Below are 16,132 nucleotides of genomic sequence, written 5' to 3' on the forward strand. Positions count from 1 at the left end.
CTAAGCGGAACACACTCCTCGATGACACTCAAACCGTCGGACTTCAGCAGATGCCAACCGTCGCAATGCTCACCCCATTGGTAGTGTTCCGCGTTCTCGGTGTTGACGATCTTCATGACGTGGAATGAAATTCAGAATAGCTTCGTTTGCGCAGTGCCCACAGCGCTCCGTGCATGGCGAATCAAATGTCGATCAGGCTTTCGATGACCGCCCGCTGCGTCTTTCCGTCGTTCAGGAACTCGTCCTTGGCCATGCTTCCGATATCGGACTCGGCGTTTCCGATCGATTCCAGAATGTCGACAACGCGATCGGCCACGGAACGCCGCTTGCGACTCATACCGGCCTGGCCTCACTCAGCACCGATTGCCGAAACCGCTCGTGTAGCGCCATCGGCGTAAGCACATCGGTCTCCACGCCAATCAGCGCTTCCAGCTCGCGTTTGATCCTGACCAGGCTGATCAGTGTGGTCTTGCCTTCGATGGGATCGACCAGCAGGTCGAGATCGCTCTCCTCGGTATCGTCGCCGTGAAGCACGGACCCGAACACGCGAGGGTTGGCTGCGTCGTTGCTCTCCACGATCCGTCGAATGGCGGATCGGTGGCGCTCCAGTGCGTCTGATGGCCTCATTTCATGCCTCATGGAGGAGTGAAGGTGCTGGTCGTCCAGTGGTGTTGGAGGAACGCATCTCCACCCCGAAACTACGTCGGCCGAGGCAGCGCGTCAACCAGCGGAGTCGACTCATATTCACGACCATGGACGGTGGTTGAGCTGTCCCCCGGACGATGAAAGTCGGGTAGGGTGTGCCGACGACAGGAGGCGCACCGGTCGGAGAGGGCCGTGCGCATCGTACCTCGGCACACCCTACACTCGCCCCACCTCCCCGCGTACTTTCACGGCAACGCGGCGACACCCGGTCACCGGGCCTTCGTGCCGACGCCTTTGCCCCCCTACAGGGCGTGCGGTCGACGCCACGGGGGTTGGGTAGGCCGGGCGGTTTCGTTCGGCTACGGCGTTACATTCCCGGCTCGACACCGACGAGCGCCGCATCGCTCTCCGCCAGCGCCAGCAGGACGACCAGCGGCGTAAACAGGGCCGCCAGCGCGGTGGCGTAGAGTGACTTGAAGGCGACGAACTCCCACAGCGGCAGCTCCCGCGTGCCGATTCCGTAAAGCAGCGCCACCGTCAGCGGAACGAGCAGCGAGGTGACCAGGGCTGCGGCGTTGAGGCTGGCGCGGAGGCTGTGGGGCCGATAGAGGGTGGCGAGGGGGAGGCGGGCGTCGAGCGGCTCCAGTTCGCCGCGCCGCAGATGGCCGCGGATCTGATGGGAGACCACCAGGGCGGTGAAGAGGATCAGGAAGAAGGTGGTCGGGATCAGGTCGAGGGCGATGCTGTTGGGCAGCAGATTGAGGCCGAGCGGCTGGAGCAGCGGGACCGTCGGCGAGGTGTGGAAAAAGAGCCAGCCGAAAACGGCGTTGATCAGGAAGTTGATCACCGCCGCCGGGATGAGTTGGTTGAAGACGAGGTATCGCCGTTGCACCGGGGAGAGTTTCATCGTTGAAGGGTACCCCAATTCGCGCCGTTCCGGAGCCGTTGCCGGACGGCGCCCCGACAACGATGGGCAGACTGACGATCTCGTTCGGCGTCGCCCGGATCGTCGGCCCGGCGATCGTCAGATGGCCGGGATAAAAGGGGATGAGCCGCTATTCCGTACGAACCATACCGGCGGGAGCGTCACCAGACCAACGGGTCCGTGGTCGCCGGGATGTCTGTGGCCATTGGAAGGGCCTCGTGACGCCGACGCACCGCGGCGGCAACGGGCCGCCCTATAGGGCGGGCCGCGCCCGCCGGCGGCCTCTACGCCGGCACGTTGCTTCTACCCGGCGAATCTCACGGTCACACAGAACCAAGCGCTCCAGCCGGCTTGCGGGAGTACATGGACAGGGCGCCATCGCGGCCCGGGGGCCGCTCCTACAGCGGGCGGTGGGAGGGCGCCGGGCCCTCCCACCGGTGCCGTGCGTTACGAGAAGTTGGTCCAGGTGGAGTTCATCTGCCGTTGTAGCTCCTCCGGATCGATGTCGTGGTGGTCGGTGACCGGGTGGCCCGCCTCCTCGCCACCCTCCGGTCCCTCTTCGCCTTGCGGACCTTCGGGGAAGGAGAGGAACTCCTCGCCACCGCCCTCCGCCGTCGCGCCGGCATCGCCGCTGAGGGTCTCGAAGAGGGCATCCAGATCCACCTCGTCGTCGGCGTGGATGAAGTCGCGGACCACTTCGTAGCCCGCCTCCTCCGCCGCCGCCGCGGCGCCACCGGCGCCATAGCCGTGGTGGGCGCCGCCCGCCTCGCCACCGCCGTGGCCGGAGCCGCCCCCATGGTCCTCGCCCCCATGACTTGGCGGGGTGGAACCGAGGGTCTCGGCCAGGTAGTCGCCGAGCCACACCCGCGCCGCGTCGTCCATTCCGTCCTCCGCGGCTTCGGCGTGGCCGTGGGCTCGCCCCTCCTCGCCATCGTCGGCGCGACAGCCGCCGGACGCCCCGTCTCCGTCGTTGCGGTCCTCCTCGTGACCGTGAGAAGGCGCGTCGTCATCGTGACCCCGCCCCTCATTACCGTGCTCCGCGCCATGGCCGCGATCCTCATCGCCGTGGTGCCCGCGGCCACCGCTCGCATGTTCATCGGCCTCCTCGTTGGAGGATTCGCGCCCGTGCTGCGCGCCGCCGCCGTGGTCCGAGGCCTCCTCCGGCTGATCGGCACCGTGGCCCTGCGACCGACCCGGGGTACGGCCTTCTCCGTCGTTGCGGTTCTCCTCGTGTCCCGGCGGTGGCGCATCCTCGCCGTTGCCCAGCCCCTCGTTGCCACGCTCGGCGCGCTCCCCGTCACGGCCGCGGCCGCCCTGCCCGCCGGCCGTGGTGGGGGTGGTCAGGGTGGTGACGGTGGTGGCTGTCGTCGCCGAAGTGACCGTCGTCGGTGTCGTGGACGACGTCGCCGTGGTCGCGCTGGTCGCCGAGGTGACCGTCGTCGGTGTCGTGGACGAGGTCACCGTGGTCGCGCTGGTCGCCGAGGTAACCGTCGTCGGCGTCGTGGACGACGTCACCGTGGTTGCGCTGGTCGCCGAGGTAACCGTCGTCGGCGTCGTGGACGACGTCGCCGTGGTCGCGCTGGTCGCCGAGGTGACCGTCGTCGGTGTCGTGGCCGAGGTCGCCGTGGTCGCACTGGTCGCCGAGGTGACCGTCGTCGGCGTCGTGGCCGACGTCGCCGTGGTCGCGCTGGTGGCCGTGGTCGCCGTCGTCGAGCTGGTCGGCGTCGGCACGGTGGTGGGCGTGGTCACCGACGTGGCGGTGGTCGCCGTCGTCAGGCTGGCCGGCGTCGGCACCGTCGTCGGCGTGGGCGCGGAGGTCACGCTGGTCGCCGTCGTCGGCGTCGTGGCGGACGTCACCGTGGTTGCGCTGGTCGCCGAGGTGACCGTCGTCGGTGTCGTAGCCGACGTCACCGTGGTCGCACTGGTCGCCGAGGTGACGGTTGTCGGCGTCGTGGCCGACGTCACCGTGGTCGCGCTCGTCACCGAAGTGGCCGTCGTCGGAGAGGTCGGGGACGTCGCCGAGGTCACCGAGGTGGGCGTCGTGGCCGAGGTGGCGGTGGTAGGCGTCGTAGCGCTGACCGGCTCCTCCGCTTCCTCCTCGCCGCCGCGACGATCGGGATCTCCGGGGCTCGCCCCCTCGCCGTCGTTCCGATTCGTTTCGTGACCGGGCGGAGGCGGATCCTCCCCGTTGCCCAACCCCTCGTTGCCGTGCTCCGCAGGACCACCCGCACTGGTGGGCGTGGTGGCCGAAGTCGTGGTGGTAACGGTCGTTGCGCTGGTTGCCGAGGTGGCCGTCGTTGGCGAGGTCGCACTGGTCGCCGTCGTGGCCGTCGTCGGCGAGGGCACACTGCTCACCGTCGTGGCCGTGGTCGGCGAAGTCGCGCTAGTCACCGTCGTGGCCGTCGTCGGCGAAGTCACGCTGGTCACCGTCGTGGCCGTCGTCGGCGAAGTCGCGCTGGTCACCGTCGTGGCCGTCGTCGGCGAGGTCACACTGGTCACGGTCGTGGCGGTCGTCGGCGAGGTCGCACTGGTCACGGTCGTGGCGGTCGTCGGCGAGGTCGCACTGGTCACCGTCGTAGCCGTCGTCGGCGAAGTCGCACTGGTCACCGTCGTGGCCGTCGTCGGCGAGGTCACACTGGTCACCGTCGTGGCCGTCGTCGCCGAGGTCGCGCTGGTCACCGTCGTGGCCGTCGTCGCCGAGGTAGCCGTGGTCGGCGTCGTCGCGGTGGTGGCGGTAGTGGCGGTAGTAGCGGTGGTCACCGTGGTCGGCGTGGTGACGGTGACCGGCTCCTCTTCGCCGTGGTCGCCGAACATCCGTTCGTAGGCCTCGGCGTAGGCGCGGGCGTAGAGGTCGGCGTAGTTCTCCGCGTAGGTCTCGGCATAGACCCGCGCGTAGGTCTCGGCGTAGACCCGTCCGTAGGCACTGGCGCAGAGGGAGCAGTCGGCGGTGGGCGCGGGCAGTTCGAGTTCGATGGAGATCTCCCGCGCGGCGCTCGCCGCCGCCTCGGCGGCGGCGCTGGCGGCCACCGAGTGGGCGTGGCCGCCCGCCCCCTGGTCGGCGGCCGCGGCGGCCGCGGCGGCAACCGTCTCGATCGACTGGTAGACCACCACCTGGGCGGCGGCGGGGGCGGCGGACTGGGCGCACTCGGCATGCACCACGCGCACCACCTCCTGTTCGAAGCGCACGTCGTTGATGCACTCGCGGTACACCTCGTCGACGGTGCGCACCTCCAGCTCGCTGCGGTGCTCGCTGTAGAGCCGGTCGAGGGTCTGCTCGATGGTGTGGGTCACCTCGCCGCCCAGCTGTTCGGTGAGCTCCGCGGAGACCGCCTCGCGCACCACCACCACCACCTGCGCCGTGCCGGCGGCGTGGGCCTGCGCCTCGGCGTAGGCGGTGGCGGTGGCGTCGGCCTGGGCCTCGGCGATGCGCGTGGCCATCACCTCCACCTGCACCTCGGTCACCGTCTGCCCCCGTTCGGCGGCGAGCGCCATCACCGCCGCCCACGCATCGGCGTAGGCGTTGGCGAAGGCGGCCTCGTAGGCGGCGTCGTAGGCGGCGTCGTAGGCATCCTGATAGGCGTCCTGGTAGGGGCATTCGCCGGGCGCGGGGGCCTCCGCCTGGTGGATGGTGATGTCGACGCTCAGCGAGGCGTCGGCCTCGGCGCTCGCCGTGGCGCTGGCGGTGGCGGTCAGCGGGCCGTCGTCGGCGGCCGTCGCTTGCGGCGCGGGCTCGGGAGCGGCCGGCTCCTCCAGGTAGATCTCGCGGTTCTCCACCACCACCGTCTGCGGCGGCGGCGCGCCGGCGGGCGCCTCGCTCCCCACCACCTCCTCGCGGATCACCGTCTCGCGGAAGGCGACGTCGATCTCCACCTCGCGGTGGGACCCCATGTCGCTCTCCTGCTCCACCCGGACCGAGGATTCGCTGACGCTCTGGTGGTCGACCAACGTCTCCGTCACCCGCTCCAAATCCACCGCTACCGGCGGCGCGTCGGTGCCGGGCGCCGGGGCGTAGTCGTCCAGGTTGACCTCCAGCCGCGCCTCGGCGTCGATGGAGGCGGTGGAGAAGGACTCGGCGTAGGCCTCGGCGTGGGCCGAGATCTCCAGCGGGGCGTTGCTCGCCAGCAGCGCGTCGAGCGCCAGCGGACAGAAGTTCGACGAGTAGGTTTCGCTGAACACCACGCTGAAGGTGTCGATGTAGACCTCGGCATAGCGGGCGGCGCACAACGGCCCCTCCGGCTGGTCGAGCCCGAGGTCGAGGGAGAGGCGGATCGAGGCCTCGGCGGCGGCCGAGGCGGCGGCGCTCACCGCCACGTCGACCGCCTGGTCGAAGGCCGCCTCGTGCGCCTCGGCGGTGACCTGGTCGACGTAGGCCGGCGTCTCCACCCCGTGGATGGTGGTGGTCTGGATCACGATCAGGTCGCCGAAGCCCTCGCTGGCGCGGCTCTCCACCGGCGCCGCGGCCACCTCGCGGACGATCTCCACCAGCTCGCGGGTGACGCTCTCGTGCAGCGAGTCGAAGGAGCTGTAGCGCTCGCTGCTGGAGTAGGACTCCTCCACCCGCGACACCACCGAGTCGTGGATCTCGCTGCGCACCACCTCGCGCAGGGTGCCGGTGAGCGCCGGCTGCACCACCTCGATGATCTCCAGGCGGGTTTCGGCGGAGGCGGACACGTTGGTGCCGGACGACGCGTTGGCCTCGGAGGAGGCCACCGCGCGGCTCATCTCGGGGATCTCGTCCTGCAGCTCGAAGCGGTGCTCCAGCTCGATCTCGGTGACGTGGTTCGCCTCGTGGATGATCACCCCGCCGGCGGGCGCCGGCGACGGGGCCGGCTCGCCCGGCAGGCCCTGGATGTCCACCTCCACCGTGGCACTCGCCTCGGCCGAGGCGGTGGCCTCGGCCGACAGGTTGACCTCCGCCCCGCCCTCCTCCGCCGCCTCCTCCGCGGCGGCCGGCGCCGCGGGCAGCTCGCCCTCGATCACCGTCTCCTCCACCACCGTCACCGGCGGCGGCGGGGCGGGCGCGGCATCCGCGCCCTCGACCGACTCCAGGCCCTCGTGGATGTGGGTCTCGCTGACGTCCTCCCGGAAGATCGACTCCTCGAACGCCTCTTCCTCGATCACCACCTCCTGGTAGCCGGAGTACTCCTCCACCACTTCACGGTCGACGACCGACTCCTCCAGCCGCTCCTCCTCCAGCGGCGGCACCTCCGGCCCCTCGGGGATCGCCTGCGGCTCGCCCTCGATGACGATCTCCACCGCGGCGCTCGCCTCCGCCTCGGCCCCCGCCACCGCCTCGGCCAGCGCCTCGGCCACCGGCTCCGGCCCCGCCACCTCCACCAGGGAGATGGAGAACTGGGAGACGTAGTGGCGCGCGTAGTCGGCGACGAAGCGGTCGGTGAAGACCTCGGCGTAGTGATCGGCACAGGGGGGACACTGCTCGGCCGACATCCCCGCCATCCCCTGCGCCAGGGAGAGCTCCAGGGTGGCCTCGGCGGCGGCCTTGGAGGCCGCCGTGGCCGCCGCCTCCAGCGCGCCGTCGGCGGCCTCGGCGGAGAGGGCGGCGAAGGCGTCGCCCTCCGCCCCCGCCGACAGCGCCAGTTGCAGGGAGGGGGCGGCGAACAGCTCCGCGGTCGCCTCCGCGGTGGCGTCGGCGGCGCTGGCGACAGAGAGCTCCAGCACCCCGCCACGCAGCGCCTCCAATGCGGAGTCGGTCACCGAGACGTCGCTCTCCGCCGCGAAGGCGGCCGTGACGGTGGCGCGGATCGACTCGTCGAGGGCCTGATGGAGCGCGTCGCTCACCGGCGCCTGCAACTGCTCGGCGAGGAGCTTGGCGGCGGCGTCCATCTGCTCCCCGCCGCCGGGCGTCTCGACCGCCCGGGGCTCGGCGACGGGCTCCTCCTCCGGTTCCTTTTCCGACTCGGACTCCGGCTCCGGTTCCTTACCGGGAGCCGGCTCACCCGGCGACGCGGGTTCCTCTTCGGCTTCAGATACCGGCTCAACTTCGGAAGCCGACTCGAGTTCGGGCTCAGGCTCAACAAGCTCAGACTCGGACTCGGGTTCAGGCTCAATTTCGAACGTCGAAGCAGGCTCAAACACGGATTCAGGCTGGCGCTCGGGTTCCCGCGCCGGACTTGGCTCGGGCTCGGGCTCAGGCTCAGGCTCAGGCTCAGGCTCAGGCTCGGGCTCGAGCTCGGGCTCGGGCTCGGGCTCAGGCTGGGGCTCAGGCTCAGATTCCGGCTCGGACTCCGATTCAGGCGTAGGCTCCGGCCCCGGTTTGGAATCGGGCACCGTTCCAGGCGTCGGCCTATTGTCCGCCTTGAGCCCCGGCGCGAACGCCGACGGCCCCTCGCCCGCGTCGGTGGCGCCATCCAGCCACGGAGAGGACTCTTCCAACGCCCCCTTGCCCTCGGGATCATCCTCTTCGGACCCGACCGCGGAGTCCGGCGGCACCGCCTCACCGATATTCCGCACCCCGTCGGCCGGCTCGGCGGCGCGCTGCTCCCCCTTCGGCTCGCCGGTCAGCGCCGAATCGGCCGCCGGTTCCACCGCGGGAACCGCACCCTCCGGCCCGCCGGCGTTCGGCGACGCCCGCCCCTTCCCCCCGGCGGCGGGTATCTCCTTCGCCTCACCGCCACCTACCTCCTCGACCTGCCCTGCGAGCGAAGCGTCGGGCGCCTTGTCCGCGCCGCCACCACCGCGACCGGCGGGGGGAGCGTCGCCCCCCTCGACACCGTGTTCCGCGGCGCCCTTGCCGTCCCCGTGCTGCGCATCACCGAGGGCCGCCGCCCCCGCCCCCACGGCGGCGGCCTCCACCCGCGAACTGCGCTCACCATCGGTCGACGCCTGCCCCTCCTGGTCCTCCTCCGCCATATCGTCGGCGGAGGCGCCGCGCGCGCCACCGGGATCGCCGTCCAGCCCTTCGGCGTGGAGTTTGGTGGCCGCATCCAGTTCCCCTTCACCGACGGGCACGTCGGCCGGTGTCGTCCCGACCTGGGGCTTGGCCACCCCACCCGAGTCCTCCTCGTCGGCGGGCACCTCGCCCTCCGCGGCCTGGGCGACATCGGACTTGGCGCCCGGCGCAGACGCCGAATCAGGTTCCCCCCCCGCCTCCGCGGCCGTCCGCTCCGGCGCGGCGGAGTGGGCGGCCTCGCCGCCGTTGCCCTCGAGTTCGCCGGCGGCCGTCCCCTCACCGTCGTTCCAGTTGAAGTCGTGCCCCTCGGGCGGGGCGTCGAGACCGTTGCCCAATCCCTCGTTGCCGCGGCTGGCGGAGTGGCCGTCGGCGGCACCGAAGCCCGGCACCGGGGCGTGGCCGGCATCGTCGCCGGCGGCGGCCTCGGATCCCGCGGCCTCCGCGGAGCCGCGTCCGCCGTCAACGTCCGATGCCCCGTCCGCCCCCGGATGCTCCATGCCCGCCTGCGGCCGGGAGCCATCCCTTTCGTCCGCCGCCGGCCGATCTTCGCCGCCCGCCCGCGCCGCGGCGGCGACGATCAGCCGCTCCCCCGCTACGCTGGTCCCGTCGGCGAAACGCAGCGTGGGGGCCTGTTCGCCGCGGGCGAGGCGAAAGCCCTCCAGCACCAGCTCGCCGCGCCCGGCGGCCTCCACCACCAGGTCGTCCCCCTCCATCCGGCAATGGGCCGCCCGCACCTCGACCCCGACGACATCGAGCAGCGCCCCCGCGCCGGCGGCCACCGTATGACGCTCGCCGAGGGCGGGCAGGATCAGCTCCAGGCGCTCCCGCGGGCTCTCCTCTCCGCTCTGTTCGGTGGCAGGGTCGATGTGGCGGGGGTGGTGACGATCGGCCATGACGGGACTCCGATTGCAGGCGGCGGACGGTTGGACTCTGATAAAAAAATAAAGGAAGGGCGCGGCGGGAAAATCACCCGTTTCGGCGAAATTGCCCCGCCGCCGGTCGGCGAACCGCGACCGCTGGCGGGGCGCCATCACCCAAATGGGGTATGCAGCCCGGCCGGCTTTTCTCACCAATCGTCTGAACAAAGTGGCATAACGCCTGCATATTTCAGGAAAATCCCCAAGAATGGCGCGAGCGGCGCCGGTTTTCCGTCGCCGCTCGCCCCCCGGAAACCGCAAGGAACCCTCTTTCCGATGACCGCGCCGCACCACCCGGAACGCCCGCCGGTCGGGGACCACGCCCCGATCCGGCGGCTGCTCCAGTGCCTCGCCGTGCTCACCCGGCTCTACGGCGACCCGCGCTCGCCGGCGGCACTGGCCAACGGCCTGCCGCTGGTCGACGGCCAGCTCTCGCCGGAGCTGTTCGTGCGCGCCGCCGAGCGGGTGGGGATCGAGGCGCGCGCGGTCGCACGCCGGCTCGACGAGATCCCCGACATGGTGCTGCCGGCGGTGCTGCTGCTGGAGAACGGCACCGCCTGCCTGCTGCTGCGCCGCGAGCCGGGCGAGAAGCTGCGCATCCAGCTGGCCGGCGCCGACGAGAAGGAGCTGTCGGTGGAGCGCGAGCGGCTGGAGTCGCTCTATGCCGGCCGGGCGATCCTGGTGCGCCGCCACCGCGACCGCCCCAGCGTCGAGGAGGGGGCCGGGCGCGCCTGGCTGTGGGACACCCTGCGCCGCTTCTGGCCGAGCTACGGCCAGGTGCTGCTCGCCGCGCTGATGATCAACCTGTTCGCCCTGGCCAGCCCGCTGTTCGTGATGAACGTCTACGACCGGGTGGTGCCCAACCAGGCCACCGACACCCTGTGGGTGCTGGCCGCCGGCATGCTCATCGTCATCGTCTTCGAGTTCGCCCTGCAGCTGATCCGCGCCCAGTTCCTCGACAACGTCGGCAAACGGGCCGACGTGCTGCTCTCCAGCCGGATCTTCGCCCGCGTGCTCAACATCGACCTGCAGGCGACCCCGGTGGTCACCGGCACCTTCGCCAACCGGCTGCGCGAATTCGAGGGGCTGCGCGAGTTCATCTCCTCGGCCACCGTGGTGGCGCTGGTCGATCTCCCCTTCCTGCTCTTCTTCATCACCGCGCTGTGGCTGATCGGCGGCCCCCTGGCGCTGATCCCGACGCTGGCGATCCCGGCGGTGGTGGCGCTCGGCCTGACCCTGCAGCGGCCGCTGCGCCGGGCGGCCAACCGCGGCGCCGAGGAGAGCGCGCAGAAGCACTCGATCCTGATCGAGACCCTGGCCGCCCTGGAGACGGTGAAGGCGTTCAACCTGGAGGGAAGGATGCAGCGGCGCTGGGAGGAGTCGGTGGCCGACGCGGCGCGCACCACCCTCTCCTCGCGGGCGGTCTCGACGCTGGCGATCCAGCTCTCCAAGAGCCTGATCCGGCTGGTCACCGTGGCGGTGATCATCTACGGCGTCTACCGCATCGGCGCGGGCGAGCTCTCCATGGGCGGGCTGATCGCCTGCACCATCCTCACCGGCCGGGCGATGGAGCCGCTCGGTCAGGTGGCCTCGCTGCTCACCCGCTACCACCACGCGGCGAGCGCCCTGCGCGGCCTCGACAAGATCATGTCGGCGCCGCTGGAGCGCCCCGAGGAGCGGCGCTTCCTCAGCCGCCCGGCGGTGCGCGGGCGGATCGAGTTCCGCAACGTCACCTTCACCTTCCCCGGCTCCAACGTGCCGGCGCTGCGCAACGTCTCCTTCACCGTGCGCCCCGGCGAGGCCGTGGCGGTGATCGGCCCGGTGGGCTCGGGCAAGAGCACCGTGGCCAAGCTGATCACCGGCCTCTACACCCCGCAGGAGGGGACGGTGCTGCTCGACGGCACCGACATCCGCCAGCTCGACCCCTCGGACCTGCGCGACGCGGTGGGCTTCGTGCAGCAGGAGATCACCCTGTTCCAGGGCTCGGTGCGCGAGAACATCGCGGTGGCCCGCCCCGAGGCGAGCGACGAGCTGGTGCTCACCGCGGCGCAGGTGGCCGGTGCCGACGAGTTCATCGCCCGCCACCCCTCGGGTTACGACCTCGATGTCGGCGAGAAGGGCGGGCGCCTCTCCGGCGGCCAGCGCCAGTTCATCGCGCTGGCCCGCGCGATCCTCCCGGACCCGCCGGTGTTCGTGATGGACGAGCCGACCAGCATGATGGACCCCTCGGCGCAGGCCCACTTCCTGCGCCAGGTGGCGCCGTTGAAGGCGGGCAAGACGCTGGTGCTGATCACCCACCGTCCGGCGCTGTTCGAGCTGGTCGACCGGCTGATCGTGATGCGCGAGGGGCAGGTACTGGCCGACGGACCGAAGGAGACGGTGCTGCGCAACGCTCTGGGTGGCGGAGGGGCGCGGCGATGAGCGGACGCCTCGACCGCTGGCTCACCCGCCACCGCCGCGAGTGGGAGGACGCCGAGTTCGCCAACGAGGTGAAGGCGGCCGAGGTGCAGGGCACGCCGCCGCTGGCGACCCTGCTGCTGGCGACCATCGCCGCCTTCGTCCTCGCCGCCGTCGGCTGGGCCTCGGTGGCGATGCTCGACGAGGTGACCCACGCCCGCGGGCGGATCATCCCCTCCTCCGAGGTGCAGGTGGTGCAGCACCTGGAGGGGGGCATCCTCAAGGCGATGGAGGTGAGCGAGGGACAGGTGGTGGAGCAGGGGCAACGGCTACTGCAGGTGGACAACACCGCCTCCAAGTCCCGCTTCGGCGAACTGAAGTCCAACTACTACGCGCTGCTCGGCCAGGTGGCGCGGCTCTCCGCCGAGGCCGAGGACCACCCGCTGGAGTTCCCGCCGGAGCTGCTCTCCGAGGCGCACGAGGTGGCGCTGCACGAGCGCCAGCTGTTCGACGCCCGCCACGCCGAGCTGCAATCGCAATTGAAGATCCTCCAGCAGCAGCGCGAGCAGCGCGGCCACGAGCTGGAGGAGCTGCAAGGCAAGCTGGAGCGCGGCGGGGATCGGCTGCGGCTGGTGGCCGAGGAGCTGAAGATGATCGAGCCGTTGGCGCGCCAGAAGATCGTCCCGCGGGTCAACCTGCTCAAGCTCAAGCGCGAGGAGAGCGAGGTGCGCGGCGAGATCGACGCCACCCGCTCGGCCATCGCCAAGACCCGCTCGGCGATCGAGGAGGCGCGCAACCGCGAGGAGGAGCGGACGCTCACCTTCCTCACCGGGGCGCTGGACGAGCTGAACGCCCGCCAGGCGGAGCTGGCGGCGGCGAAGGAGACCCTCGCCGCCCAACGCGACCGGGTGGCGCGCACCGACATCCGCTCGCCGGTGCGCGGGGTGGTCAAGTCGCTGAAGATCCGTACCCTCGGCGGAGTGATCCAGCCGGGGGCGGACCTGGTGGAGATCGTGCCGCTGGAGGACACCCTGCTGGTGGAGGCGCTGGTCCCCCCCGCGGACATCGCCTTCATCCGCCCCGGCCAGCGGGCGATGGTCAAGCTGAGCGCCTACGACTTCACCATCTACGGCGGCCTGCGCGGCAAGGTCGAGCGGATCAGCGCCGACACCCTGGTCGACGAGCGCGGCGAGGCCCACTACAAGCTGATCGTGCGCACCGAGGACAACGCGCTCACCGTCGGCGAGCGGCGGCTGCCGATCATGCCCGGCATGGTCGCCACCGTCGATGTGATCACCGGCCGCAAGAGCGTGCTCAGCTACCTGCTGAAGCCGATCCTGCGGGCGCGGGCCACCGCGTTGAGGGAGCGCTGATGAGCGCCGCCTGCGCCCGTCACCGTAGGTCGGGGCTACCGCCCCGACGGAACGGAACTGCCCCGCCCGTGGGTCACCGCTCCCCGCCCCGAATACCGCGGCCTTGGGCTTCGATCCGCACCGTCGCCACCGACACCCCGCTGCCCTCGATCCGTCGGGGCGGTAGCCCCGACCTACGGCTCATCGCGGCGCTGCTGCTCTGCCTGTGGGTGGCCGGCGCGGCGGCGGAGACCCTGTTCGGCTACCGCGCCGCACCGGCCGCCACCCTCGCGGGGTTGCCCCAGTGGCGCGATCTGGTGGAGCGCATCGACCTCGAACGCGACACCTACCCCCGCTGCGGCGGCGGCTGCGACACCCTGCGCGGGCAGCTCTGGAGCACCTATCTGGCCGGTGGCCGGGAAGAACGCGGGGAGGCCGTCGGCGTGCCGCTGCTGTGGCGCATCAACGCCTTCGTCAACACCTTCCCGCGACGCCCGCGGGGGACCCCGTGGCGCACCCCGCTGGCCTTTCTCGACGGCGGCGGCGACGCCTTCGAGGCGGCGGTGATGAAATACGCCACCCTGCGTGAGTTGGGGATCGGCGAGCAGGCGCTGCAACTGGTACTCGGCCGCGATCTGCTCACCGACCTCCCCCACCCGCTGCTCGCGGTGACCTTAGCCTGCATTTCTCACCAGCCTCCTACTGCGGACGCCGATCCTCCCGCTGTGACGGGGCGTGCTCCCTCCAGGCTCCTCAACATAGCGCCGACTATGCCTTCGTCGCCTTCCAGTCCGCGCGCCCCGTCACAGCGGGGTCTCGGCGCCCTCGCTACGGAGGCTGGTGAGAAATGCAGGCTAGACAGCCAACGGCTGATCCTCGACACCCGCAGCGACTCGGTGGTGAGCGACGGGAAGCTCCCCTACTACCAGCCGGAGCTCTCCTTCAACGCCCGCGGCCGCACCCTCTACCTGCCGCCGGAGGTGACGCCGTGATCCGCGCCGAACCCCAACAGACCCCGCAGCGCCGGGGACGGATGCCGCTGCCGCTGCTCGCCGGCCTGGCGCTGCTCACCGCGGCGGCCTTCGCCACCGGCGAGTGGTTCATCGGCGAGCGCCGCGGCGAGCTGCTCCAGGGCCTGGAGCAGCGCATGGCGCTGGCCCTGGCGGGGCGCGGCGCGACGCTCGGCGGCTGGCTGACGGAGCGGCGCGACGCCACCGCCCGCTTCGCCGACGCCACCCTGCCGCGGCTGCTGCTCGCCGAACAGGCCGCCGGTTTCGCCGGCGGCGGTGCCACCACCACCTACCTGCTGGCGCGGCTCAACGACCTCACCCGCGAATACGCCTTCGACGGCGTCCATCTGCTCGACGCCGACGGCGAACCGCTGCTCGCCTCCGCCGCCGCCCCGCCGGCCGACGACGCCCTGCGCCGGCTGGCCGGGCGGGCGGTGGAGACCGCGGCGGCGGCCATCGACGGCGGCAGCGGCGAACCGCCGCGGCTGTGGATCGCGGTGCCGGTGCGACCGCTGCAACCCTCCAGCGACGGCGGCGAGGTTGGAGCGGACGGCGGCGGGACCCTGTCGCCGATCGGGGCGGTGGTCGCCACGGTGCCCTTCGCCGAGCCGCTGCACGCGCTCACCGCCAGCCGCCAGTTGGGCCTGCCCAGCGAACGGCTGCAGTTGCTGACCCGGCGCGACGACCACACCACCGACACGCTGTCGGCAACGGACGACGGCCGCTACCGGCTCGAACGCCCGGTGGCCGCCACCCCGTGGCGACTGCGCCTGGAGGTGAGCGTCCACGACGCACTCGCCCCGCTCGCCCCGTTCCGCCTCAGCGTGCGCCTCGCCGCGGGCCTCTTCTGCGCCTTCGCCGCGCTGCTGCCGGTGATGGTCTGGCTGCGTCAACGGGGCGAAGGCGCACGCGCGCTCAGCGCCCAGTACCGGCGTCTCGCCGAGACCATGGAGACCCAGAACCGGCTGATCGAGGAGATCAACAGCGCGGTCGGCGAACACATCTCGCTGAAGGGACCCGACGGCGCCTACCGCTACGCCAACCAGGCCTTCGCCGCGGCGCTCGGCCTGACCCCGGCGGCGGTGGAGGGGCGCCACGACGGGGAGCTGTTCAACAGCCGCGACGCCCGCCGGCTGGGCGACCTGGACCGCATCACCCTGGAGCAGCGCAAGACGGTGCACGCCGCCGCCACCCTGCGGGTCGGCGGCGGCATGCGCCACTTCGAGCTCTCCAAGACCCCGTTCCGCGGCCTCGACGGCGAGGAGGGCGGCACCGGCATCGTCACCGTCGCCCGCGACGTCACCGACCTGATCGAGCAGAAGCGGCGCAGCGAGATGCTGATCAAGCAGACCACCACCGCCATCGGCTACCTCTCCGAGGCCAGCGACCTGCCGCACTTCACCGGCCAGGCGCGGATGGTGAGCAAGGTGGCCACCGGCATCGCCCGCCGGCTGGGGCTCTCCGCGGAGGTGGTCACCACCCTGGAGATCGCCGCCAACCTCTGTCACATCGGCAAGCTCTCGCTGCCGCCGGCGATCCGCCTCAAGGAGGGGCGCTTCACCGCCGAGGAGTTCGAGCTGATGAAGGAGCAGATGGCCGACGCCGACCGCCTGCTCGGCGAGATCGCCTTCGGCCTGCCGGTGCGCGAGGCGGTGGTGCAGATGTACGAACGGCTCGACGGCAGCGGCTACCCCTCGGGGCTGATCGGCGACGACATCTGCCCGGAGGCACGCATCCTCGGCGTGGCCAACGTCTTCGTCGCCCACATCAGCGCACGCCCCTACCGCGAGGCGCTGTCGGTGGAGTCCGCCCTGGAGTACCTGCGCGGCAACCCCGGCCAGTTCGACGCCGAGGTGGTCGACGCCCTGGTGCGGCTGGTGGAGGAGAACCGGCGCAAGGCGAAGGGAAACGAAGGGAAGGAGACCCCGTAGGTTGGGTTGAGCGCGAGCGAAGCCCAACGGACGCCCGATCCCGCC

At 71.5% G+C, this 16,132-nt stretch carries 8 protein-coding genes; 4 read left to right on the top strand and 4 right to left on the bottom strand.

The features are described from left to right. Nucleotides 1–181: 181 nt before the first annotated feature. From ACYQ2W_RS16590 to ACYQ2W_RS16605, 4 genes are all read right to left on the bottom strand, one after another. Nucleotides 182–337, bottom strand: coding sequence for a ribonuclease HepT family protein (locus ACYQ2W_RS16590; RefSeq protein WP_459869453.1), 156 nt, complete (start codon nucleotides 335–337; stop codon nucleotides 182–184). Continuing rightward, on the bottom strand, nucleotides 334–576 hold the full coding sequence (locus ACYQ2W_RS16595) for a nucleotidyltransferase family protein (protein ID WP_459869455.1): 243 nt from the start codon (nucleotides 574–576) through the stop codon (nucleotides 334–336). The genes ACYQ2W_RS16590 and ACYQ2W_RS16595 overlap by 4 nt, the downstream gene beginning before the upstream one ends. Before the next feature lie 436 nt (nucleotides 577–1,012). Beyond that, a complete protein-coding gene (locus ACYQ2W_RS16600; protein WP_459869457.1) occupies nucleotides 1,013–1,552 on the bottom strand; it encodes a hypothetical protein in 540 nt (179 codons plus the stop codon). Nucleotides 1,553–2,017: 465 nt separating this feature from the next. Continuing rightward, a complete protein-coding gene (locus ACYQ2W_RS16605; protein WP_459869459.1) occupies nucleotides 2,018–9,373 on the bottom strand; it encodes a putative sodium/potassium/calcium exchanger in 7,356 nt (2,451 codons plus the stop codon). A 300-nt stretch (nucleotides 9,374–9,673) separates the two neighbouring features. Here ACYQ2W_RS16605 and ACYQ2W_RS16610 point away from each other — a divergent pair, with 300 nt between their 5' ends. The 4 genes from ACYQ2W_RS16610 to ACYQ2W_RS16625 all read left to right on the top strand — a co-directional run bounded on the left by ACYQ2W_RS16610 (nucleotide 9,674) and on the right by ACYQ2W_RS16625 (nucleotide 16,087). Next, nucleotides 9,674–11,818 carry a type I secretion system permease/ATPase gene (locus tag ACYQ2W_RS16610; protein WP_459869461.1) on the top strand — a complete coding sequence of 715 codons (2,145 nt, stop codon included), beginning with the start codon at nucleotides 9,674–9,676 and terminating at the stop codon, nucleotides 11,816–11,818. Further along, complete coding sequence (locus ACYQ2W_RS16615) at nucleotides 11,815–13,167, top strand: HlyD family type I secretion periplasmic adaptor subunit (RefSeq protein WP_459869463.1); 1,353 nt, start codon at nucleotides 11,815–11,817, stop codon at nucleotides 13,165–13,167. Before ACYQ2W_RS16610 ends, ACYQ2W_RS16615 begins: the two co-directional genes overlap by 4 nt. Nucleotides 13,168–13,235: 68 nt before the next feature. Next, entirely contained in the window at nucleotides 13,236–14,138 is a 903-nt protein-coding gene (locus ACYQ2W_RS16620) for a hypothetical protein (protein WP_459869465.1), read from the top strand. After that, nucleotides 14,135–16,087: an HD-GYP domain-containing protein gene (locus tag ACYQ2W_RS16625; RefSeq protein WP_459869467.1), complete on the top strand. Its 1,953-nt coding sequence runs from the start codon at nucleotides 14,135–14,137 to the stop codon at nucleotides 16,085–16,087. The genes ACYQ2W_RS16620 and ACYQ2W_RS16625 overlap by 4 nt, the downstream gene beginning before the upstream one ends. Nucleotides 16,088–16,132 lie beyond the last annotated feature (45 nt).

This window comes from Endothiovibrio diazotrophicus (assembly GCF_054657215.1).